Raw genomic sequence first — 22,199 nt, 5'->3', positions numbered from 1 at the left:
GTCCCGCACCCCGTGGCCTACTCCGCCTGGAGCACCAGCAACGCCAGATCGTCCTCCGGTGGGCGCCCGCCGAACTCGTGCACCAGCCGCCTGATCCGTTCGGCGATCAGCTCGGCGTTCATCCCCGCGCAGCCCGCGAGCGCCGCCGCCAGCCCGTCCTCGTCGTCGAACTGGCGCGAGCCGCTGCGCCGCTCGGTGACTCCGTCCGTGACGCACAGCAGGGTGTCGCCGGGGCGCAGCTCGAAGCTCTCGCTGGTGTACGTCTCGTCCTCGACGACCCCGAGCAGGGTCTGTGGCCGCGCGGCCGTACGGACGTCGCCGTCGGGCCCGAGGAGCAGCGGCAGCGGATGCCCGGCGGAGGCGAGGGTGCAGCGGACGCCGCCGTCGAAGGGGGCGAGTTCGCCGTAGAGGAGGGAGAGGAAGCGGGTCTGCGGGCCCTCGCCGGGGCCGGCGGGGCCGACCAGGGCGCGGGCGGCGGCGTCGGCGGCCTCGGTGGCGTCGTCGAGGAGGAGCTGGTTGAGGCGGTCGAGGACGTCGGCGACGCGGTAGCCCTCGCGGGCGAGCAGCCGCAGCCAGGGGCGGGCCAGCCCAATGACGACGGCGGCCTCCGGTCCCTTGCCCTGGACGTCACCGACGGCGAAGCACCAGCGCCCGTCACCGGCCGGGAAGAGGTCGTAGAAGTCGCCGCTGGGCCCGCCCTTGTCGCAGGGCTCGTACACGAGGGCGCTGCGCACGCCGGGGATCTGCGCGACCGCACCGGGCAGCAGGCCGCGTTGGAGTACGGCGCTGATGGTGGCCTGCCGTGCGTACTGCCGGGCCGCCCCGATGGCCAACGCCACGCGCCGGCTCAGATCCTCGACGAGCCCGGTGATCTCGTCCGGAAACCCCTCGACCCCGGCCCGCCCGATCACGAGCGTCCCAAGCGGCCGCCCACCGGCGACGAGCCGGTACGAGAGGGCAGTCCCGGCGGTGGCGTCTTCGGCCGGGACGGAGGCGACGCAATCCTCGACGCCAGCGCCAGCGCCAGCGCACGGCTGCCGGGGACGCGAGTCCGCGGGGGATGGGGTGGTGGGGGTCGGGATGGCGGGGGTCGGTTTGCTGGGGGTCTGGATGCCGGGGGCCGGGTTGCTGGGGGCTGGGATGGCGGGGGCCCGGTAGCTGGGGGACGGGTAGCCGGGGGCCGGATAGCCGGGGGCCGGATAGCTGGGGGACGGGATGCCGGGGCCTGAACTGCCGGAGCCCGCGTTGCCGGGAGCCGGGATGCCGGGGCCTGGACTGCCGGAGCCCGCGTTGCCGCCGTCCGAGATCCCGTAACCCGGCACCCCGTCACCCGGATCCCCAGGCCAAGACTCCTCAGGCAGCGCATCCCCCGCACCGGCATCCCCAGGCCACGGATACGGCACCGGACCCGAGGGCGTTGTCCCTTCCTCCGCCCGTCGCGGTGGCTCTTTCTCCAGGCGGCGGCGCAGGTCCTCGATCCGGTCCTCGCTCGCGTGCCACACCCGTGCCAGTCGCGCCCCGTCGGCGCCACCGCCCTCGCTCCACCCGGCCCGGCCGCCCATGGCCTCGTCCTCCAGCCAGACCGCACACCAGTCGGCCAGCCGGGGCACGATCAGCTGGCCGGTGAGCGCGGCGACGAGGTCCTCGTCGAGCTGTCCGGCGAGCAGGTCGGAGGCCTCGGCGAGGAAGGACAGCGCGCCCCGGCCGAGCCAGTCCCGGTCGCGTTCGGCCCGCTGGGGCTCGGGTGCGAGCAACTCGGCGCCGAAAAAGCCCGTGCGCTCGGGCTCGTACCCCTCGGCGTCGGGACACACCTCGGCGGACACCCGAGCCCACACGGTCTTGGCGCCCCGCCGGTAGGTCACGCCCCAGGCCTCGGAGAGCGCGGCGACCAGCCGCAGCCCGCGCCCGTACTCAGGTGTCTCGTACGCCGCTTCGCTCTCCCCCTCCCGGGGCGGCCGCGAGGGATGGTGGTCGCAGACCTCCACGACGACGGCACCGGTCTCCGGCTCCAGCCGGCAGACCAGCTCGACATCGGTACCGGCGTGCACGACGGCGTTCGTGACCAGCTCGCTCAGGACGACCATGGCGTCATGGGCCAGCCGGTCGGTCAGCCGCTCGGCGCCGGGCAGCCCGAGCCCGGTCCACTCCTGGAACGCCGCGCGCAGCAGTCCCCGGGCGGCACCCGGCGCGAGGGGGCTTCCGTTCAGCGCGGCGCGCACCTGTGCGTCTGGGCGTACGGAGACCAGGGATACGGACTCCCGTTGCGCCGGAACTTGCGCCGGAACGGCCCCCATCTACAGCTCCCCGAGCGGCTCGGACGAATACGCCTCGATCAATGCCGACAGGGTGACAGACAGACCCCACGCATAAGCACGGAGTCACCGAAGTGGCCAAACTCGACCAGAAGACGTCAGTTAACGAACGCAGGGCGCGCCAACCAACCTAGGGGGCGCGGGGAACTGCGCGAACAACCACAGCCAATCCGCAGCCGCCCACGCTCCCGCGCCCCCACCTTCCTCAGTTCTCCCGCGTCCCCGCGTACATCTCGTCCAGCAGATGCTGGTACTCCCGCTCCACCACAGGCCGCTTCAGCTTCAGACTCGGCGTGATCTCGCCGTGCTCCACGTCCAAGTCCCGAGGCAGCAACCGGAACTTCTTGATCGTCTGCCACCGCTGAAGCCCGGCGTTCAGCTGCTGCACATACCCCTCGACCATCGCCACGGTCGCCGGCGCAGCCACCACCTCGGCGTACGACTTCCCGTCCAGCCCGTTCTCCTTCGCCCACTGCATGATCGACGCCTCGTCGAGCGCGATGAGCGCGGTGCAGAAGTTCCGGTCGGCCCCGTGCACCAGGATGTTGGACACGTACGGGCAGACCGACTTGAAGGCGCCCTCGACCTCGGTGGGCGCGATGTACTTGCCGCCCGAGGTCTTGAACAGGTCCTTCTTGCGGTCGGTGATCCGCAGATACCCGTCGGGCGACAGCTCCCCGATGTCCCCGGTGTGGAACCAGCCGTCCGGCTCCAGCACCTCCGCGGTCTTCTCGGGCAGCCCGTGGTACCCCTCCATGATCCCGGGCCCGCGCAGCAGAATCTCGCCGTCCTCCGCGATCCGCACCTCGGTTCCGGGCAGCGGCTTGCCGACCGTGCCGGTCCGGTACGCCTCACCGGGGTTGACGAAGGACGCCGCGGAGGACTCGGTCAGTCCGTATCCCTCCAGGATGTGGATGCCGGCGCCGGCGAAGAAGTACCCGATCTCGGGCGCCAGCGCCACCGACCCGGACACACACGCCCGCAGCTGCCCGCCGAAGGCGTCCCGCAGCTTGGAGTAGACGAGCGCGTCGGCCACCTTGTGCTTGGCGGCGAGCCCGAAGGGCGCGGAGTGGGTGCCGGTGCGCCGGAAGTTGTCCTGCGTGACCTTGGCGTACTCGCGCGCGACACCCGCCGCCCACTGGAAGATCTTGTACTTGGCGGGCCCACCGGCACGGGCCTTCGCGGCGACGCCGTTGTAGACCTTCTCGAAGATCCGCGGCACGGCCGCCATGTACGTCGGCTGCACCACCGGCAGATTCTCGATGATCTTGTCGACCCGGCCGTCGACGGCGGTGATGTGCCCGACCTCGATGTGCCCGGAGGTCAGCACCTTGCCGAAGACGTGCGCGAGCGGCAGCCACAGGTACTGCACGTCGTCCGGGCCGAGCAGCCCGGTCGCGGCGATCGCCTTCGCCATGTACGACCAGTTGTCGTGCGGCAGCCGGACACCCTTGGGCCGGCCGGTCGTACCGGAGGTGTAGATCAGGGTGGCCAGCTGGTCCTTGGTGATCGCGCCGACCCGGTCCTTGACCAGGGTGGGGTCCTTCTCCAGCCGGGCCGCGCCCCGGGACTCCAGCTCGGCGAGGCTGAGCACCCAGTCGCCGGTCTCCACGCCCTCCGCGTCGATGACGACGACATGCGTGAGGTCGGGCAGCTCGGCGCGCTTCTCCTGCGCCTTGGCCAGCTGCTCGGCGTTCTCCGCGATCAGCACGCGGCTGCCGGAGTCGGCGAGGATGTACGCCGACTCGTCGGCGTTGGTCTGCGGGTAGATCGTGGTGGTGGCCGCGCCCGCGCACATGATGCCGAGGTCGGCGAGGATCCACTCGATCCGGGTGGCGGAGGCCAGCGCGACCCGCTGCTCCGGCTGGACGCCCAGCTCGATCAGCCCGGCCGCGATCGCGTACACCCGCTCGGCGGCCTGGGCCCAGCTCAGCGACTTCCAGTCGTCCGGGCCCTGCCCCGAGGCCGGCGGGACCGGGTATCGGTAGGCGTCGGCGTCCGGGGTGGCCGAAACGCGCTCCAGGAAGAGCCCCGCGACGGACGGCGGACGGTTCTCGATCAAGGTCTGTGTGTCGCTCACGACATCCTCCGGGGCCCGCGACGGTGCGGCTGGCTCAGGGCGTCTAGCGCCTTCAGTGCGGCAGTGTTTCACTCGCGTGCTGTTGTTTAACTCGCGAGTAACTATCGAGCAGGCATCAGGGTAGAGGCCGACCGGCCACTGCGTAAGCCTCCGTGCTTTGTCACTTCCTCCAGAAGGACAGTCGTATGCACACGACAGGGGCCCGCCGTCCGGTACGGCAGGCCCCTGTTGCACCCGATTTGCGAGGTAACCTCTGGTAACCCCGGTAATCCGCGGTTACTTCTTGCTCTTGCTCGGCCCCGCGCTGTCATCACTGGACAGCACGGCGATGAAGGCCTCCTGCGGAACCTCCACGGAACCCACCATCTTCATCCGCTTCTTGCCTTCCTTCTGCTTCTCCAGCAGCTTCCGCTTACGGGAGATGTCACCGCCGTAGCACTTGGCGAGGACGTCCTTGCGGATGGCGCGGATGGTCTCGCGGGCGATCACCCGGGAGCCGATGGCGGCCTGCACCGGCACCTCGAAGTTCTGCCGCGGGATAAGCTCCTTGAGCTTGGCGACGAGCCGCACGCCGTACGCGTAGGCCTGGTCCTTGTGCGTGATCGCCGAGAAGGCGTCCACCTTGTCGCCGTGCAGCAGGATGTCGACCTTGACCAGCGAGCTGGACTGCTCGCCGGTGGGCTCGTAGTCGAGCGAGGCGTAACCACGGGTCTTGGACTTCAGCTGGTCGAAGAAGTCGAAGACGATCTCGGCGAGCGGAAGGGTGTAGCGGATCTCGACGCGGTCCTCGGACAGGTAGTCCATGCCGAGCAGGGTGCCGCGCCGGGTCTGGCACAGCTCCATGATCGCGCCGATGAACTCGGTGGGCGCGAGGATCGTCGCCCGTACGACCGGCTCGTACACCTCGGCGAGCTTGCCCTCGGGGAACTCGCTCGGGTTGGTGACCGTGTGCTCGGTGCCGTCCTCCATGATCACGCGGTAGACCACGTTGGGCGCGGTGGCGATCAGGTCGAGCCCGAACTCGCGCTCCAGCCGCTCACGGATCACGTCGAGGTGCAGCAGGCCCAGGAAGCCGACGCGGAAACCGAAGCCCAGGGCGGCGGAGGTCTCCGGCTCGTAGACGAGGGCGGCGTCGTTGAGCTGGAGCTTGTCGAGTGCCTCGCGCAGTTCCGGGTAGTCCGAGCCGTCCAGCGGATAGAGCCCGGAGAAGACCATGGGCTTGGGGTCCTTGTAACCGCCGAGCGGTTCCGTGGCGCCCTTGTGCTGACTGGTGACGGTGTCACCGACCTTGGACTGGCGGACATCCTTCACACCCGTGATCAGGTAGCCCACCTCGCCGACGCCGAGGCCGTCGGCGGGGAGCATCTCGGGCGAGTTGGTGCCGATCTCCAGCAGTTCGTGCGTGGCGCCGGTGGACATCATCCTGATGCGCTCGCGCTTGTTGAGCTGCCCGTCGATGACACGGACGTAGGTGACCACGCCCCGGTAGGAGTCGTAGACCGAGTCGAAGATCATGGCGCGCGCGGGGGCGTCTTTGACGCCGACCGGCGCCGGGATCTCGGCGACCACCTTGTCGAGCAGGGCCTCCACCCCGAGTCCGGTCTTCGCGGACACCTTCAGCACGTCGTCCGGCTCGCACCCGACGAGGTTGGCCAGCTCCTCGGCGAACTTCTCCGGCTGCGCGGCCGGCAGATCGATCTTGTTCAGTACGGGAATGATGGTGAGGTCGTTCTCCATCGCCAGGTACAGGTTGGCGAGGGTCTGGGCCTCGATGCCCTGGGCGGCGTCGACCAGGAGGATCGTCCCCTCGCAGGCGGCGAGCGACCGCGAGACCTCGTAGGTGAAGTCGACGTGCCCCGGGGTGTCGATCATGTTGAGGATGTGCGTGTTGCCCGGGTCATGAGTGGGAGCCCAGGGCAGGCGCACGGCCTGGGACTTGATCGTGATGCCGCGCTCGCGCTCGATGTCCATCCGGTCGAGGTACTGAGCACGCATCTGCCGCTGCTCGACCACACCGGTCAGCTGGAGCATCCGGTCGGCGAGCGTGGACTTGCCGTGGTCGATGTGCGCGATGATGCAGAAATTGCGGATCAGAGCCGGGTCGGTACGGCTCGGCTCGGGCACATGGTTAGGGGTCGCGGGCACGCAGGGTCCTGTCTCTTGAGGCGCCTTATGCCTCGGGTCGGATCGTTACGTAGCCTCCATGGTCCCACGGGCGGCGACCGGGGACCGGTTTGGGCCACCTGGAGCGCCACTGGTAGCCTGGGTGGCTGCGTCTCATGCCCTCTCAGCGCGAGACGCTTCTTCAAGAAATCACCTGGCACGGGCCCCGGAATCCCTCTGGCCCCGTGCCTGAACCTGAAAAGGCTCATTCGTGGCGAACATCAAGTCCCAGATCAAGCGGATCAAGACCAACGAGAAGGCTCGGCTGCGCAACAAGGCCGTCAAGTCCTCCCTGAAGACCGCGATCCGCAAGGCCCGCGAGGCTGCTGCCGCGGGTGACGCCGAGAAGGCCACCGAGTACCAGCGCGCCGCTGCGCGTCAGCTCGACAAGGCCGTCTCCAAGGGCGTCATCCACAAGAACCAGGCCGCCAACAAGAAGTCGGCGCTGGCTGCGAAGGTCGCGTCCCTCAAGGGCTGAACCTCCTGTCTGGTCTGATCGGATCCGGCCCGCCGGATCCAGCCGCCGGAAGGACCCAGAGCGGGCCCTCTCTCATCCGCTCCCGACCGGCACCCCGAGTCCGTACGCGGCCTGCGTTCGCCACGCGGGTACGGGCTCAGCAGCTTGAACCGAAGGCCCCGGCACCCCGCTCTTCCCCAGGGCGGCCGCCGGGGCCTTCGGCATGGCCCGGGGGTCACGACCAGAAGTCGTTGCTCCCGTCGATGTCCTCGATGCACTCGTCGATGTCGGACATCTTCTCCCCGACGATCCGGAAGACGAGAGCTCCGGTCTCGTCGAGGTGCTTGCCGTTCCGATCGGCCTGGAAGCGGTGCACGGAGACCGCATGCCCGCGACCGTCGACCAGGACATTGCGCAGATCGACCTGAATCGTCCCGTTGGTCTCCTCGAAGAGCCGCCGGTACATGTCGATGACCGCGTCCTGCCCCTTGAAGTCCCCCGCGAGCGGATGACTACCGGGAACGTGATGCGTGCAGTCCCCGGTCATCAGTCCCCGCAGAGCATCCATGTCACCCCGTGTGAAGGCCTCGTAGCCCTTGCGGACGAGAGCTGCGTGCGGGTGTTCAGCCATGCCGTATCGCCACCTTTCGTCATACCGGGCGATGGGCGGATACCGCTGATGCCTCTGACACCGACAATTCTCCTCTGGCGAGGGGCCGGTCACACCTCGAAGCGGGGTCGGTGGCCGGGCTACCCGCGCCCCCGCGACCGAGCCGCCCGCGCAATCGTCACGACCGCCTTCTCCAGGGCGTACCCGGCATCGTCCCCGCCGCCCTTCACCCCGGCGTCGGCCTCGGCGACCGCCCGCAACGCCACCGCCACCCCCTCCGGCGTCCACCCCCGCATCTGTTGCCGCACCCGGTCGATCTTCCACGGCGGCATCCCCAGCTCCCGCGCCAGATCAGCGGGCCGCCCGCCTCGCGCGGCCGACAGCTTCCCGATCGCCCGCACGCCCTGCGCCAGCGCGCTGGTGATCAGCACCGGCGCCACCCCGGTCGCGAGCGACCACCGCAGCGCCTCCAGCGCCTCCGCCGCCCGCCCCTCGACCGCCCGGTCGGCGACCGTGAAGCTCGACGCCTCGGCCCGCCCGGTGTAGTACCGCCCGACGACCGCCTCGTCGATGGTGCTCTCGACGTCCGCGCACAGCTGGGACACGGCGGACGCCAGCTCCCGCAGATCGCTGCCGATGGCGTCGCACAGCGCCTGGCAGGCCTCCGGCGTGGCCGACCGCCCCAGCGCGCGGAACTCGCCCCGGACGAACGCCAGCCGATCCGCCGGCTTGGTCATCTTCGGGCACGCCACCTCCCGCGCCCCCGCCTTGCGCGCGGCATCCAGCAGGCCCTTGCCCTTGGCCCCGCCCGCGTGCAGCAGCACGAGCGTGATCTCCTCGGCGGGCGCCCCGAGATACGCCTTGACGTCCTTGATCGTGTCGGCCGACAGATCCTGCGCATTGCGCACGACCACGACCTTGCGCTCCGCGAACAGCGACGGGCTGGTCAACTCCGCGAGCGTGCCCGGCTGCAGCTGGTCCGGCGTCAGGTCACGCACGTCCGTGTCGGCGTCGGCGGCCCTGGCGGCGGCCACCACCTCCTGCACGGCACGGTCGAGCAGGAGGTCCTCCTGGCCCACGGCAAGCGTCACCGGGGCGAGAGGGTCGTCTTGAGCAGTCTTCCTGGCCATCTCGCACAGCATCCCACGCGCCACTGACAACGACCCCCGTCAGCCTCCGGCCCGCCTGCCCGGACGGATCGGGCCTACGGATCCTCCCGCCACCCCTCCCACTCCGCCACGAACTCGTCCAGCTCCCCCGCATCCAGCCGCCCGTCCTCGTCCCGCAGCACGACCAGCCACTGCGCGTCCTCGGCGTCGTCCTCACCGGCCAGCGCGTCCCGCACCAGCTGCGGCTCCTCCCGCAGCCCGAACCGCTCCCCGAGGGCCTCCGCCACCTCCTCCGCGGCATCACGGTCGGGCAGCACCAGCACATGTCGTACATCACTCACGGCAGTCATTCTCCGGCACCGCCCCGGCCCGCGAACAAGCAGGTCAGCCCGCCCCTCCGCCGGTCCCTCGCACGATCGGCACCCGGTCCAGCGCGATCCCGAACCGCTCCCGGTACACCTCCAGCACCTCCTCGTCCGCCGCCAGCTCCCGCTCGTCCCGCGTCCCGTCGGCGGCCGTCGCCTTCAGCTTCCGCCCGCTGAGCGTGATCCGTCCGCCGTCCTCCGTGAGCCGGGAGCACACCAGCGACTGCACGAAGTGCGACTCCGGCGAGGTGCTGTGCCACCAGGCCCCGGTCACGAAGTCCCCGAGCACCCGCGGCCGCAGCTCCAGCCGGTACACGGGCCTGCCGTCCCTGACCACGTCCAGGTCCGGAACCCCGGCCCCGCCACCGGCCGCGGGAGCCCCCCGCATGCCCGCCGCGTCCGGCCCTGCCTCGGCGATCCGGAACACGCCCCCGGGATCGACCTGTTCGCGCCGCTCCTCGAAGGCCAGCGGAAAGTGGCTGAACGCGCCGAAGCCGACGTCGGCGAGCCACTCCCCCGCGTCCACCGTCCGCACCCGCAACGCGAGATGGTCGTAAGGGATCCCGGGACGACCGCCCTCCCCGTACACCCGCGCCGCCAGCAGCGAGACGTCGTATCCCAGCGCGGCGAGCAGGGCGCCGAAGGACCCGTTCAGTTCGTAGCAGAACCCGCCGCGCCGGGCGCCCACCACCTTGTCCAGCAGCCGCTTCTCCTCCAGCACGATCGGCTCACCGAGGTGGATCGACAGGTTCTCGAAGGGGATCACCTGCAGATGGCGCAGTTGCAGTTCACGCAGGACGTCGATGGTGGGCCACGCCGGGTGCGGGACTCCCAGGCGGCGGAGGTAGGCATCAACCTGTGCGGAGTTCATGCCTTCAGTCTCGCGCCACGCGCAAGCCCCCGCCCGCACCGACGACAGCCAGCGCCCCGTCCACATCCGTCCGCAGCACCCTCGCGCCCCCCTCCCGCAGCGCCGCGACCGTACTGGGCGCCGGATGCCCGTACGGGTTGTCCGCACCACACGAGATCAGCGCCAGCCGCGGCGCGGCCCGGCGTATCAGCCCCGGGTCCTGGTAGGCGGAGCCGTGATGGGCCACTTTCAGCACGTCCACGCCGCCCACCAACGCCGCCGCCGGTGTCCGCAACAGTGCCTGCTGGGCCGGGGGTTCGAGGTCCCCGAGCAGCAGCATGCGCAGCCCCGCCGAGCGTACGAGCATCGCGACGCTGGCGTCGTTCGGGCCCTCCGGCTCCGGCGCCGGTCTGGGCGGCGGCCACAGCACCTGCCAGGACAGGTCCCCGGTGCGCCGCTCCTCCCCGGCGAGAGCACGCGTGACCGGAATCCCCCGGGCGACCGCCTCTCTGCGGACGAACTCCGCCTGGTCCACCGGCTCTTCGAACCCGGTCGTCTCGATCGCCCCCACCGCACGTCCCCGCAGTACGCCGGGCAGCCCGGCGACGTGGTCGGCGTGGAAGTGGGTGAGGACCACCAGGGGGATGCTGGTGATGCCGAGGTCGCGCAGGCACTGGTCGACCAGCTTCGCGTCGGGTCCGGCGTCGACGACGACCCCGGTGCCCGGGCCCGCCGCGAGGACGGTCGCGTCGCCCTGTCCCACGTCGCACAGCGCCATCCGCCACCCCGGCGGCGGCCAGCCCGTGACGACTCTAGCCAGCGGCGGCGGCTGCACCACCGCCAGCACCAGCAGCACCCCGCAGCCCGCGCACAGCCACGGGTGCCGCAGCAGCCGCCGGCCGGCGACCACGACGGCCACCGTGACGAGGGCGAGCAGCGCCGCCCCGCCCCAGCCACCCGGCCAGTCCACACCGGCGCCGGGCATTGCCGCCCCGGTCCGGGCGACCTGCGCGATCCACCCGGCCGGCCAACTCGCGCACCACGCCAGCCCCTTGGCCACCGGCATCGCCACCGGCGCCACCGTCAGCGCCGCGAAGCCCAGCACCGTCGCAGGCGCGACCGCGAACTCCACGAGCAGATTGCACGGCACCGCCACCAGACTCACCCGCGCCGACAACACCGCCACCACCGGCGCGCACAGCGCCTGCGCCGCCCCCGCCGCGGCCAGCGCCTCCGCCAGACGCGGCGGCACCCCGCGCCCGCGCAACGCGCTGCTCCAGCGGGGCGCGAGGGTGAGCAGCGCCCCCGTGGCCAGGACGGAGAGCAGGAAGCCGTAGCTGCGGGCCAGCCACGGGTCGTAGAGCACCAGCAGCAGCACCGCCGTCGCCAGCGCCGGAATCAGCGACTTCCGGCGTCCGGTCGCGAGGGCCAGCAGTGCGACGGCACCGCAGGCCGCGGCCCGCAGCACGCTCGGGTCCGGTCTGCACACGACCACGAACGCCAGCGTGAGCGCTCCGCCGAGGACCGCCGTCGTCCGCAGCGAGATGCCGATCCGGGGTGCGAGGCCACGCCGCTCACTGCGCTGCGCCAGGCCGGGCGGCCCCAGCAGCAGGGCGAGGATGATCGTGAGGTTGCTCCCGGACACGGCGAGCGTGTGGGCGAGGTCGGTCTCCTTGAACGCCTCGTCCAGGTCCGGCGGGATCCGCGAGGTGTCCCCGACGACCAGTCCCGGCAGCAGGGCCCGCGCGTCCGCCGGCAGCCCGTCGGTGGCCTCCCGCAGGCCCGCCCGTAACCGTCCCGCGAACCGCTGCGCCCCCGACGGCTCCTCCACCACCTGCGGTCCCGCCCGGTCCCGCACCCGCACCACGGCCGCGATCCGGTCGCCGCCCACCATCGGGGGCGCGAGCCGTCCGGTCACCCTGACCCGGGTGGAGGGCAGCAGCCCGAGCCACTCCCGTCGCCCGGCCGCCCCCGCGTCGACGATCACCAGCACGGGCGTCCTCGTCACGGCCCTCGTCCCGGACGCCTGCTGGACGCTCCGCACCTCCCCCTTCGCCAGCACGGAGACCGGTGCCAGGTGGTTTCCGGTGACCCGTGGCCGCGTGAGTCTGGGGTCGGCGGTGATTTCCAGTTCGGCGGTCACCGTGGCGAACCGCTCCGCCAGCCCCGGCACCGGTCCCCGCCGCAGATCGGCCCCGTGCAGCCCGGCCGAGGCGGCGGCCGCCGCGACGCAGAGCAGCACGGCGGCGACCGCGGCACGCGACCCGGCGCCTCCTGCCGCGCGAACAGTAGCGAGCAGCAGCCCGCACCCCACGACCAGGCAGACCACGACCACGCCGGTCAGCAGCCCCGGCGAGGCCTCCGGCGCCAGCGCAGCCGTTGCCCAGGCGGCCAGCGCGGGTGGTACGAGCCGCAGGTCCACCGGTCCTTCCTGCCTCGGGTGGGCGGCTCCGAGCGGGCTCCCGGCAGTCATGTGCACGGCATGGCGCGCGTCCGAGCGCGAGGCGTCCTGGGTGCGCCTCATGGCCGTACGAGGTTCCGCAGGTCGGCGAAGCGCCGTTCACCGATGCCGTTGACCTCGCGCAGCTCGTCCACCGAGCGGAAACCGCCGTGCTGAGTGCGGTAGTCGATGATGTGCCGCGCCAGCACGGGACCGACCCCGGGGAGGGTGTCGAGCTGCTCGACCGTGGCGGTGTTGAGGGAGACGGGAGCTGCGGGCGCGCCGCCCGCCCCGCCGACCGGGACACCCCCGGCCGGAGCCGGGACCGCGGCGGGCGCGGGACCCCCGACGACCACCTGTTCTCCGTCCACCAGGAACCGGGCCCGGTTCAGACCGTCGATGTTCGTGCCCGGCCGCACCCCACCGGCCGCCTTCAGCGCGTCGGCGACCCGCGATCCGGCCGGCAGACGGTGAATCCCGGGCTCGCGCACCTTCCCACTGACGTCCACCACGATCTCGGCGACCGGCGTGCCGGTGGCGGCACCGGGCGGACCGGTCGCCGCGCCCGATGCAACCGACGGCTCGCCCTCCTGCTCGCCGAGCGGCGCCACCGCCCGGACCACCTCAGGTGCCTGCACGGACTGCGTCCGCCCGGCCCAGAAGTGCTGCACGGCGAACCCCGCGACGACGACGAGCAGCACGGTGAGCGCCACCACGCTTCTCCGCTCCAGTCCGCACCGCGCCTGCAACCACACCGGCATCCGCTCCCGCAGAGCCAGCGCGGCCCGCTCCCGCCGACGGCCCGCACCGTCAGGTACGACTGCCGGCTCGTCCCCTGCCGACTCTTCCCCTGCCGACTCTTCCTCTGCCGGCTCTTCCTCTGCCGGCTCTTCCTCACCGGCGTCCTCCGGTGGCCCCGCCCCCGACTCCCGCCACTCCTCGGCGCGTTCGCCGAAGAGCACCTCCGCACGGCGCCGGAGTTCTTCTGCCGAGGCGTGCCGGTGCCGGGCCCGGCCGAGAGACGGAGGGCGGCGATGGCGGTGTGCGCTACGGCCGTCGGAGGCAGGTCCGCGGCCGGGGCCACTCGTTACGGATGCTGCGCGTGTGCGTGATCGAAGTGCCATGCGACGAGGATGCGGCAGCCCGCCACCCTCGCGATGATCTTGCTCAATTCCCGGGGACTACCGCCGAGTTGTGGAAAACTCCGCCACTCACACGGGTGAAACCGGAAGGAGACGGAACTCAAAGGTGCCCCAGCCCAAAGGCGCGCCACCCCGAAGCCACGGCACCTCAAGGACAAGGCCCCGGCCCCCTCACCGCGCCGAAACCACAACCCCCAACAACCCAGGCCCGGTATGCGCCCCGATCACGGCCCCCACCTCACTCACATGCAGGTCCGCCAGCCCCGGCACCCGCCCCCGCACCCGCTCCGCCAGCGCCGACGCCCGGTCCGCCGCGGCCAGATGGTGTACCGCGATGTCCACCGGGGCGCCGCCCGCCCGGTCGGCCACGATCTCCTCCAACCGGGCGATCGCCCTCGATGCCGTCCGGACCTTCTCCAGGAGTTCGATACGGCCACCGTCCAGCTGCAGCAACGGCTTCACGGCGAGTGCGGACCCCAGGAACGCCTGCGCGGTCCCGATCCGTCCGCCGCGCCGCAGATAGTCGAGGGTGTCGACATAGAAGTAGGCCGATGTGCCGGAGGCACGTTTCTCGGCGGCCGTGACCGCCTCGTCCACCGTGCCGCCGGTCTGCGCCACCTCGGCCGCGGCCAGCGCGCAGAAACCGAGCGCCATCGCGATCATCCCGGTGTCCACCACCCGTACCGGCACCGGCGCTTCGCGCGCCGCGAGGACCGCCGCGTCGTACGTGCCCGACAACTCGGCCGACAGATGCAGGGAGACGATGCCGGTGGCGCCGGACTCGGCGACCTTGCGGTAGGTCTCGGCGAACAGCTGGGGGCTGGGGCGCGAGGTGGTGACGGGGCGTCGCTTCTGCAGCGCCTGGGCCAGCGAACGGGTCGAGATCTCGGTGCCCTCTTCGAGCGCGCGGTCGCCGAGGACCACGGTCAGGGGTACCGCTGTGATGCCATGATGCTCCATCGTCCGGGGCGGCAGGTAGGCCGTTGAATCGGTGACGATCGCGACATGGCGGGACATGAGCTGGAGGTTACCTGCCGTAGTGCCCGGGCGGCAGCCCGGGCCTCTCACCCGTGCGGAACATGCGCAAGGACGCCACACGGAACCCGCGCGCAACGTGCGGACAACCGGGCCGGCGCCGCATGCTCAGGTGGTGCTCTCGGGGCGGGGCTTCTTCTGCCAGGGGTACGTCGGACGCGGCCCCGGCGGGGTGATGGCGGGCCGCGTCGGCTCCTCGGCCGTGCGTGACTGCGGGGTGTCCGGCCAGGTCTGCTGTGTGTTCGGGGCGTCGGCGGGCGGGGCCTCGGGCCATGGCGGCGGGGTCGCGGCGGAGTCCGAGGTCGTCCAGTGCCGCAGCGCCCCGGTCTCCACGTCGATCTGGGCGCTCAGCGCGTCCAGGTCGTCGTCCGCGAAACGCCCGGCCCGGTCGCGGGCCGCCCAGCGCAGCGACTCCGCCGACCCTGTGATGCGCTCGGTGCGGTCACGCAGCTCGGGCAGCCGCCCGGCGAGCGTCGCCCGGTCCGGCTCGGACTCCAGGCGCCTGAGCTCGGCGTCCAGTTCGTGCCCGTGCGCGCTGAGCCGCTGGAACAGGCCGAGCGCCTCCTTCAGGGACTCGTCCTCGGCCACGCCCGCGTGCAGCGTGTCCTGCGTGGCGCGCATCGAGGTGCGCAGCTTCAGCCGCAGCTGGGCGATCTCGCCGACGGGGCCGGGCTGGGTGAAGGACTTGGCGCGCAGCGTGTGGTCCTCGACGGTGCGGCGGGCCTGCGTGATCGTGCGGTCCACGCCCCGCTTGGCGGCGCCGACCACCTTGACCGTGGCGTAGGCGCCCAGCACCAGGAAGAGCACGAAGAGCAGGGCGAACACCATGATCACTGCTTCCACGACGCTCCTCCTCCGAACCGGCCGCGGCACACCCCGCGCCGCTCTTCAACGGTAAACGCAACGGGCAGGCCCGGAGTTCCAGAAGAACCCCGAACCTGCCCGCAGATCACCTGGAACCGACCCGTAGGGGACGCCCCCGAGCCAGGACCACACACCCCACACACCCCCGACACCGCACCGGAAGGCCCCCAGCACGGCATCAGAAGGCCACAAGGACACCTACGCCGGAACGATATTCACCAGCTTCGGCGCCCGGACGATCACCTTCCGGATCCCGCCCCCACCCAGCGCCGCCACCACCTTCTCATCGGCCAGCGCCACCTTCTCCAGCTCCTCCTCGGAGATCGACGGCGACACCTCCAGCCGCGCCTTGACCTTGCCCTTGACCTGCACCACACAGGTCACGGTCTCGTCCACGACGTACGCCGGGTCGGCGACGGGGAAGTCCTGGTGGACCACCGAGCCGGTGTGCCCCAGGCGCCGCCACAGCTCCTCGGCGATGTGCGGCGCCAGCGGCGCGACCATCAGGACCAGCGCCTCGGCGACCGGCCGCGGCACCGGCCCGCCCGCCTTGGTCAGGTGGTTGTTCAGCTCGGTCACCTTGGCGATCGCGGTGTTGAACCGCATGCCCTCCAGGTCCCCGCGCACGCCGTCGATCGCCTTGTGCAGCGCCCGCAGCGTCTCCTCGTCGATGTCGGCGGGCTCGGCGTCGACCACCGTCACCGCACCGGTGGCCTCGTCGACGATGTTGCGCCACAGCCGCTGCAGCAGCCGGAACTGGCCCACCACCGCGCGCGTGTCCCACGGCCGGGAGACATCCAGCGGACCCATCGCCATCTCGTACAGCCGCAGTGTGTCCGCCCCGTACTCGGCGCAGATCTCGTCCGGAGTCACCGCGTTCTTCAGGGACTTGCCCATCTTGCCCAGCAGCCGGCTGACCTGCTCGCCCTGGTAGTAGTACGCGCCGTCGCGCTCCTCCACCTCGGCGGCCGGCACCGCGATGCCGCGGCTGTCCCGGTAGACGTAGGCCTGGATCATGCCCTGGTTGAACAGCCGGTGGAACGGCTCGGCGGACGACACGTGCCCCAGGTCGTACAGCACCTTGGACCAGAAGCGCGCGTACAGCAGGTGCAGCACGGCGTGCTCGGCGCCGCCGACGTACAGGTCGACGCCGCCGTGCGGCATGCCCTCGCGCGGGCCCATCCAGTACCGCTCGATCTCCGGGTCGACCAGCTGCTCGGAGTTGTGCGGGTCCAGGTAGCGCAGCTCGTACCAGCAGGAACCGGCCCAGTTGGGCATGGTGTTGGTCTCGCGGCGGTACTTCTTCGGGCCGTCGCCCAGGTCCAGCGTGACGTTGACCCATTCCTCGTTGCGCGACAGCGGCGTCTCGGGCTGGGTGTCGGCGTCGTCCGGGTCGAAGGTGCGCGGCGAGTAGTCCTCGACCTCCGGCAGCTCCAGCGGCAGCATCGACTCGGGCAGGGCGTGGGCGATGCCCTCCTCGTCGTACACGATCGGGAACGGCTCGCCCCAGTACCGCTGCCGGCTGAACAGCCAGTCGCGCAGCCGGAAGTTGACGGTGCCCTCGCCGATGCCCTTGCGCTCCAGCCACTCGGTGATGCGCGCCTTGGCCTCGACGACGCCCAGGCCGTCCAGGGAGACGTCCTCACCGGAGGAGTTGACGATCTTCGCGTGGTACGACACGAAGGCGTCGTCCCAGGTCGAGGGGTCGGTCCCGCGGCCCGCGGCGGAGCCACTGTCAGATGCAGTCGAGGGCTCGACGACGCAGCGGATCGGCAGTTCGAAGGCGCGGGCGAAGGCGAAGTCGCGGCTGTCGTGCGCCGGGACGGCCATGATCGCGCCGGTGCCGTAGCCCATCAGCACGTAGTCGGCGATGAAGACCGGGATCTGCTCGCCGTTGACCGGGTTGGTCGCGTACGCACCCATGAAGACGCCGGTCTTGTCCTTGGCCTCGGCCTGCCGCTCCACGTCGGACTTGGCGGCGGCCTGCGCACGGTACGCGGCGACGGCGTCGGTCGGGGTCCGGTGGCCGCCGGTCCACATCTGGTGGGTGCCGTCGGGCCACTGGGCCGGGGTGAACTTCTCGACCAGCGGGTGCTCGGGTGCCAGCACCATGTAGGTCGCGCCGAACAGGGTGTCCGGGCGCGTGGTGAAGACCGTGATGTGCTCGCCGTCGATCGGGAAGTCGACGCGGGCGCCCTCGGAGCGGCCGATCCAGTTGCGCTGCTGCAGCTTGATGGCCTCGGGCCAGTCCAGCGCATCCAGGTCGTCCAGCAGCCGGTCGGCGTAGGCGGTGATCCGCATGTTCCACTGGCGCAGCTTGGCCTTGAAGACCGGGAAGTTGCCGCGCTCGGAGCGGCCGTCGGCGGTGACCTCCTCGTTGGCCAGGACGGTGCCCAGGCCGGGGCACCAGTTGACCGGCGCGTCCGAGGCGTACGCCAGGCGGTACTCGCCCAGCACGTCGGCGCGCTCGGCGGCGCTCAGCTCGCTCCAGGAGCGCCCGCCGGGCAGCGCGCGCTCACCGCTGACGAACTGGGCGATCAGGTCCGCGATCGGGCGGGCCTTGCGGGCCTCGTCGTCGTACCAGGAGTTGAAGATCTGCAGGAAGATCCACTGGGTCCACCGGTAGTAGTCCGGGTCGATCGTGGCGAACGACCGGCGCTTGTCGTGGCCCAGGCCCAGCCGGCGCAGCTGGACCTTCATGTTCTCGATGTTGGCCTCGGTGGACACGCGCGGGTGCGTGCCGGTCTGCACGGCGTACTGCTCGGCGGGCAGGCCGAAGGCGTCGAAGCCCAGGGTGTGCAGGACGTTGTGGCCGGTCATCCGGTGGAACCGGGCGTAGACGTCGGTGGCGATGTAGCCCAGGGGGTGGCCGACGTGCAGGCCCGCGCCGGAGGGGTACGGGAACATGTCCATGAAGAACTTCTTGGGCTTGGCGACCATCCCGGGTTCGCCCGCCAGGTCGCCCTTGGGGTTGGGTGCCGCGTAGGTGCCCTCGGCGTCCCAGAAGTCCTGCCAGCGTGCCTCGATCTGGGCTGCCATGGCGGCCGTGTAGCGGTGCGGCGCGGCATCCACCGACATGCCAGTGGCGGCTGCGGGGTTCGTCTCGCTCATGATCCTCAAAGCTCCATCGATCGTCTCTGCCAGCGGCTGTGATTCCTCGGAAACGAAAAATCCCCTCGCACAGGAGGGGACGCCGCGCCGACTCCGGCCACTCGACTCACCCGGTGGCCGGGACTGATCAGCGCGGCCCGCTAAGCAGAAGGCGTACGGCACGCATGGCGTCAGGGTACCGCAGCCGTCGACCGGGCCGCGACGGACTTGAACACCGGTCAACAATTACTTCGCGTAACAGCCACTATGGGGCATCACAGCGAGCACATTGTCGTTTGATAACAGCGCAATAACTCAAACCTCGTACCCATCGGTATGGGGCCACTTAGAGTGCGGCCCGGGACCGCTTTCCCGAACCGCTCGGAGTTGCCCCATGAAGTCTCCCCGCAGTACCCCACCGCTCGCGCAACGCGTCGCGCCGTGGGGAGGTGGGCCGTGCTGACCGCAGACGGCGTCGCGGACACGACCAACGACAGCACCGTGGACACCTCGATCGTGGTGTTCCTCGACTTCGGCGTGGGCGTCCTGGCGCTCGTCTGCCTCAGCTGCTCGGTGATCTGGGGACTGGTCGCCCAGGACCGGATCCTGCTCAACGCCCGCCAACGGATCCTGGCGCAGGCGGTGCACCGGACCACCGCCGTCGCCGCCGTCGTCTTCCTCCTGGTGCACATCGGGGTCAAGCTGGCGCTGGACCACACCACCTGGATCGCCGTGGTGATCCCTTTCGGGCTCCTCCTCACCAACAGTGACGAGCTCATGGGCCGGGGCGTCCTCATCGGCCTCGGCACCCTGGCCGGCCTGCTCATGATCTTCGTCAGCGTCACCGGCGTCCTGCGCAACCGATTCGCGTCCCCGGCACCCGTGGCCGCACGCTGGCGGGCCATGCACATGCTGGCCTACCCGGCCTGGTGTGCGGCCCTGGTCCACGGCCTCTACGCGGGTCGCACGGCGAAGCCGTTCTCCGTGGTCCTGTACGGGTTGTCCCTGGCCGGGGTCGCGGCGGTTCTGGCGCTGCGCGCCGCGCCCCGCCCCGTCAAGCGCCGGGTCGCCGACCGGATCACCGCACTGCTGGGCACCCGGAGGGCGCCGGACCGCGAGCAGCTGGAGGAGAGCCGGGCCCGGGCGGCGGGCGGGTCCGCGCTGCCGGGCTACGAGAACCAGCCGGGCAGCAGGCCGCGTACGGCTTCGCCCTCGGGGCCGCTGTACGAGACCGCCGAGCGTGCTGCCGCACCGGAGCCCGTGAGCGGTTTCTCGGCGGCCTACCGCGCCGTCTCGGCGCCCTCGCGCCCCCGGCAGCAGGCCCTCGCGGCCGAGCAGACCTCGCGCATGGAGCTGCCGGACTTCCAGTCCACGGAGGCCCTCCCGCGCGTGGAGAGCACGTCCGGCTCCTGGCCGATCCCGTCACCGCCGCCGGTCGGCGAGGCGCCCCCGTCGGCCTACGACCCGCTCCAGGACACGGGATACAACATCCCGGTCTATGACAATTCCGGCGCGTCCGGCTATGGGTCGAGTGATGTGTACGACACCGGTGAGATGAACGCCGCCTTCGGTACGTACTACCCGGATGACACGTACAACAACAGCGGTCCCGCCACTGCACCACAGCCCGGTGCGTCCTACGACTTCGACGCGCCGGGTTCGGGCGAACCTTGGAACACGCCTTCCGGAGGCAATAAGTGAACGAGGCCCTGCCCGACGTACCAGAAGTCCGCGTGGTCGGTCTTCCTCAGCTCACGTCGGGCTTCGACCTTGTCGAAAGACTCGACCTGCCCATGCACCTGAAGGTGCACGGGCCACTCGAACCCATGGGCGGCGAGCAGCTCGCGCAGCTCGCCGAACGCATCAACCTCAGGGGCCGCGGCGGCGCGGGTTTCCCCTTCCACAAGAAGCTGCGCTCGGTCGCCGAATCGGCGATCAAGCGCGGCGTCCGGCCGGTCGTCGTCGTCAACGGCAGCGAGGACGAACCGGCCTGCCGCAAGGACACGGTGCTGATCAACCGCGCTCCGCACCTGATCCTGGACGGCGCCCTGCTGTGCGCGGAGGCGCTGGGTGCCCGCACGCTCGTGGTGGGGGTCACCCGTGAGTCGACGCAGCGCTCCATGGAGGCCGCGCTCGCCGAACGCGGCCTCAGCAACGGCCGCCGATCGGCCCTCCGCGCGCGTGTGCAGCGCAACCCGGTCCGCATGGTCACCGGCGCCGCCGCCTCCCTGATCCGCTCGATCGACGGCGGCCCGGCGATCCCGCCCGGCCGCAAGATCAGCGCCTCGCAGAGCGGCGTCGGCGGCGCCCCCACCCTGCTGTCCAACGCCGAGACCTTCGCCCAGCTGGCCATCGCCGCCCGCATCGGCCCGGAGCGCTACGGCAACACCGGCCTGTACGACGAGCCGGGCACCGTCATGCTGACGGTCTCCGGCGCCGTCGCCCGCCCCATGGTCATCGAGGTGCCCACCGGCGTGCCCCTGCGTTACGTCCTCCAGCTCGCCGGCGCCCCGCCGGTCCCCCAGGGCGTGCTGACCGGCGGCTACCACGGCAAGTGGATCGACGCGGCGACGGTCAACGAGGCGATCGTCTCCCGCAACTCGCTGGACGCCGTGGGCGGTTCGCTGGGCGCCGGCGCGATCCTCCCGATCAGCCAGGAGACCTGCCCGCTGGGCGAGGCGTTGCAGGTGGCCAAGTGGCTGGCGGAGGAGAGCGCCGGACAGTGCGGCCCGTGCTACCTCGGCCTGCCGGCCGCCGCGCGCGGCCTGGAGGACATCCTCAACGGCGGTGGCCCGGCCGCCCTGGAGGCGCTCAAGCAGGTCGCCAAGAACGTGAAGCGGCGCGGCGCGTGCTCGCACCCCGACGGCTCCGCGATGTTCCTGGAATCGACCGTCAAGGCGTTCACGGACGACCTGGCGGCCCACGTCCTCGGAAACGGCTGCGGACGGCCCGTGCAGGGCGTGCTGCCGCTCTTCGAGGGCGGCAGGGCCCCCACGGGCATCCCGGGCGGCGGCGAGGCCGGGGAGAACGGCCCCAGCCGTCAGAAGATCTACGTCGACTGGACGCTGTGCCGGGGCCACGGCCTGTGCGCCGACATCCTCCCGGAGGTCTTCGAACTCGGCGCCGACGGCTTCCCGACCGTCGCCCAGGCCCCCGTCCCCCGCTTCGCCGAGGACAAGGCCATGCGCGCGGTGCGCCGCTGCCCGGCCCTCGCCCTGCGCATCGAGGAGCAGGCGGATCGGGCGCCGACCCGCAACAACCTCCCGGTCCTCTCCCAGGGCCGCGGCCGCCGTTCCCTCGGCCGCTGACACGAGAAAACGGGGCCATTCCCCTTGAGGGTGGCCCCGTCAACTCGCGTACACGCGGGTGCGGGTGGCAAGGCCCTCGCCACGCGCGGCGCAGCCGCGCAGAACACGACAAGGGCGACCCGGTCCGCGCTCTCCGCGGAACAGGTCGCCCTCGCACTTGTGGAGCTAAGGAGAATTGAACTCCTGACCTCCTGCATGCCATGCAGGCGCTCTACCAACTGAGCTATAGCCCCTTGTTGTGGTCCGCCGGGCTTCCCCGGCGGCGACGCCAACATTACACGGTCGAGCGGGTGCTCCACCAAATCGTTTCCCTTCTGCCCCGGTACGACCGCTATGGTCGGCCCTCGTGACCGTGATCACGTCCACCGCAGTCC

The 22,199-nt window shown here is 71.3% G+C and carries 15 protein-coding genes and 1 tRNA gene; 3 read left to right on the top strand and 13 right to left on the bottom strand.

From position 1 onward, the window contains the following. Positions 1-17: 17 nt before the first annotated feature. The 3 genes from HJD23_RS28320 to lepA all read right to left on the bottom strand — a co-directional run bounded on the left by HJD23_RS28320 (position 18) and on the right by lepA (position 6,537). Complete coding sequence (locus HJD23_RS28320; RefSeq protein ID WP_240980836.1) at positions 18-2,294, bottom strand: SpoIIE family protein phosphatase; 2,277 nt, start codon at positions 2,292-2,294, stop codon at positions 18-20. 223 nt (positions 2,295-2,517) lie between these two features. Then, a complete protein-coding gene (locus HJD23_RS28315) occupies positions 2,518-4,392 on the bottom strand; it encodes an AMP-dependent synthetase/ligase (RefSeq protein ID WP_171112383.1) in 1,875 nt (624 codons plus the stop codon). A gap of 276 nt (positions 4,393-4,668) precedes the next feature. Continuing rightward, entirely contained in the window at positions 4,669-6,537 is a 1,869-nt protein-coding gene (lepA, locus tag HJD23_RS28310) for a translation elongation factor 4 (RefSeq protein ID WP_171112385.1), read from the bottom strand. A gap of 229 nt (positions 6,538-6,766) precedes the next feature. Between lepA and rpsT the strand changes: the two genes are divergently transcribed. After that, a complete protein-coding gene (gene rpsT / locus HJD23_RS28305) occupies positions 6,767-7,033 on the top strand; it encodes a 30S ribosomal protein S20 (RefSeq protein ID WP_171112387.1) in 267 nt (88 codons plus the stop codon). Positions 7,034-7,247: 214 nt separating this feature from the next. Here the strand turns inward: rpsT and HJD23_RS28300 are convergent, their stop codons facing one another. The 9 genes from HJD23_RS28300 to leuS form a co-directional block, all read right to left on the bottom strand. After that, positions 7,248-7,643 (bottom strand): nuclear transport factor 2 family protein, encoded by a 396-nt coding sequence (locus HJD23_RS28300; protein ID WP_171112389.1) that lies wholly within the window; start codon positions 7,641-7,643, stop codon positions 7,248-7,250. 119 nt (positions 7,644-7,762) lie between these two features. Then, entirely contained in the window at positions 7,763-8,752 is a 990-nt protein-coding gene (gene holA, locus HJD23_RS28295) for a DNA polymerase III subunit delta (RefSeq protein WP_206326251.1), read from the bottom strand. Positions 8,753-8,826: 74 nt separating this feature from the next. After that, positions 8,827-9,072 carry a hypothetical protein gene (locus HJD23_RS28290; RefSeq protein WP_171112392.1) on the bottom strand — a complete coding sequence of 82 codons (246 nt, stop codon included), beginning with the start codon at positions 9,070-9,072 and terminating at the stop codon, positions 8,827-8,829. A 43-nt stretch (positions 9,073-9,115) separates the two neighbouring features. Continuing rightward, complete coding sequence (locus tag HJD23_RS28285; protein ID WP_171112394.1) at positions 9,116-9,967, bottom strand: arylamine N-acetyltransferase; 852 nt, start codon at positions 9,965-9,967, stop codon at positions 9,116-9,118. 4 nt (positions 9,968-9,971) lie between these two features. After that, entirely contained in the window at positions 9,972-12,470 is a 2,499-nt protein-coding gene (locus tag HJD23_RS28280; protein WP_171134087.1) for a ComEC/Rec2 family competence protein, read from the bottom strand. After that, a complete protein-coding gene (locus HJD23_RS28275; protein WP_171112396.1) occupies positions 12,467-13,510 on the bottom strand; it encodes a ComEA family DNA-binding protein in 1,044 nt (347 codons plus the stop codon). Before HJD23_RS28275 ends, HJD23_RS28280 begins: the two co-directional genes overlap by 4 nt. Positions 13,511-13,699: 189 nt before the next feature. After that, positions 13,700-14,545, bottom strand: a complete 846-nt coding sequence (locus HJD23_RS28270; RefSeq protein WP_171112397.1) for a DegV family protein — start codon at positions 14,543-14,545, stop codon at positions 13,700-13,702. A gap of 126 nt (positions 14,546-14,671) precedes the next feature. Further along, entirely contained in the window at positions 14,672-15,406 is a 735-nt protein-coding gene (locus HJD23_RS28265; RefSeq protein ID WP_171112399.1) for a hypothetical protein, read from the bottom strand. A gap of 219 nt (positions 15,407-15,625) precedes the next feature. Then, complete coding sequence (leuS, locus tag HJD23_RS28260) at positions 15,626-18,538, bottom strand: leucine--tRNA ligase (RefSeq protein WP_171112401.1); 2,913 nt, start codon at positions 18,536-18,538, stop codon at positions 15,626-15,628. A gap of 435 nt (positions 18,539-18,973) precedes the next feature. Between leuS and HJD23_RS28255 the strand changes: the two genes are divergently transcribed. Next, on the top strand, positions 18,974-20,218 hold the full coding sequence (locus HJD23_RS28255) for a ferric reductase-like transmembrane domain-containing protein (protein WP_240980835.1): 1,245 nt from the start codon (positions 18,974-18,976) through the stop codon (positions 20,216-20,218). After that, a complete protein-coding gene (locus HJD23_RS28250; protein ID WP_171112405.1) occupies positions 20,215-21,825 on the top strand; it encodes an NADH-quinone oxidoreductase subunit NuoF family protein in 1,611 nt (536 codons plus the stop codon). The genes HJD23_RS28255 and HJD23_RS28250 overlap by 4 nt, the downstream gene beginning before the upstream one ends. Before the next feature lie 160 nt (positions 21,826-21,985). On the opposite strand, the gene HJD23_RS28245 is transcribed toward HJD23_RS28250, so the two are convergent. Beyond that, a tRNA-Ala gene (locus HJD23_RS28245) sits at positions 21,986-22,058 on the bottom strand. Between the last annotated feature and the right edge of the window lie 141 nt (positions 22,059-22,199).

It is taken from the genome of Streptomyces sp. Z423-1, from assembly GCF_013009255.1.
GTDB lineage: Bacteria > Actinomycetota > Actinomycetes > Streptomycetales > Streptomycetaceae > Streptomyces > Streptomyces gossypiisoli.
Note: the sequence above shows the minus strand (reverse complement) of the source record. Positions and strands in the feature narration are given on the sequence as shown.

Bases quoted from the DNA above. Each gene is read 5' to 3' on its own strand.
- HJD23_RS28320 (WP_240980836.1), bottom strand. From the start codon at position 2,294: ATGGGGGCCGTTCCGGCGCAAGTTCCGGCGCAACGGGAGTCCGTATCC.
- HJD23_RS28300 (WP_171112389.1), bottom strand. From the start codon at position 7,643: ATGGCTGAACACCCGCACGCAGCTCTCGTCCGCAAGGGCTACGAGGCC.
- holA (WP_206326251.1), bottom strand. From the start codon at position 8,752: ATGGCCAGGAAGACTGCTCAAGACGACCCTCTCGCCCCGGTGACGCTT.
- HJD23_RS28285 (WP_171112394.1), bottom strand. From the start codon at position 9,967: ATGAACTCCGCACAGGTTGATGCCTACCTCCGCCGCCTGGGAGTCCCG.
- HJD23_RS28280 (WP_171134087.1), bottom strand. From the start codon at position 12,470: ATGAGGCGCACCCAGGACGCCTCGCGCTCGGACGCGCGCCATGCCGTG.
- HJD23_RS28275 (WP_171112396.1), bottom strand. From the start codon at position 13,510: ATGGCACTTCGATCACGCACACGCGCAGCATCCGTAACGAGTGGCCCC.
- HJD23_RS28270 (WP_171112397.1), bottom strand. From the start codon at position 14,545: ATGTCCCGCCATGTCGCGATCGTCACCGATTCAACGGCCTACCTGCCG.
- leuS (WP_171112401.1), bottom strand. From the start codon at position 18,538: ATGAGCGAGACGAACCCCGCAGCCGCCACTGGCATGTCGGTGGATGCC.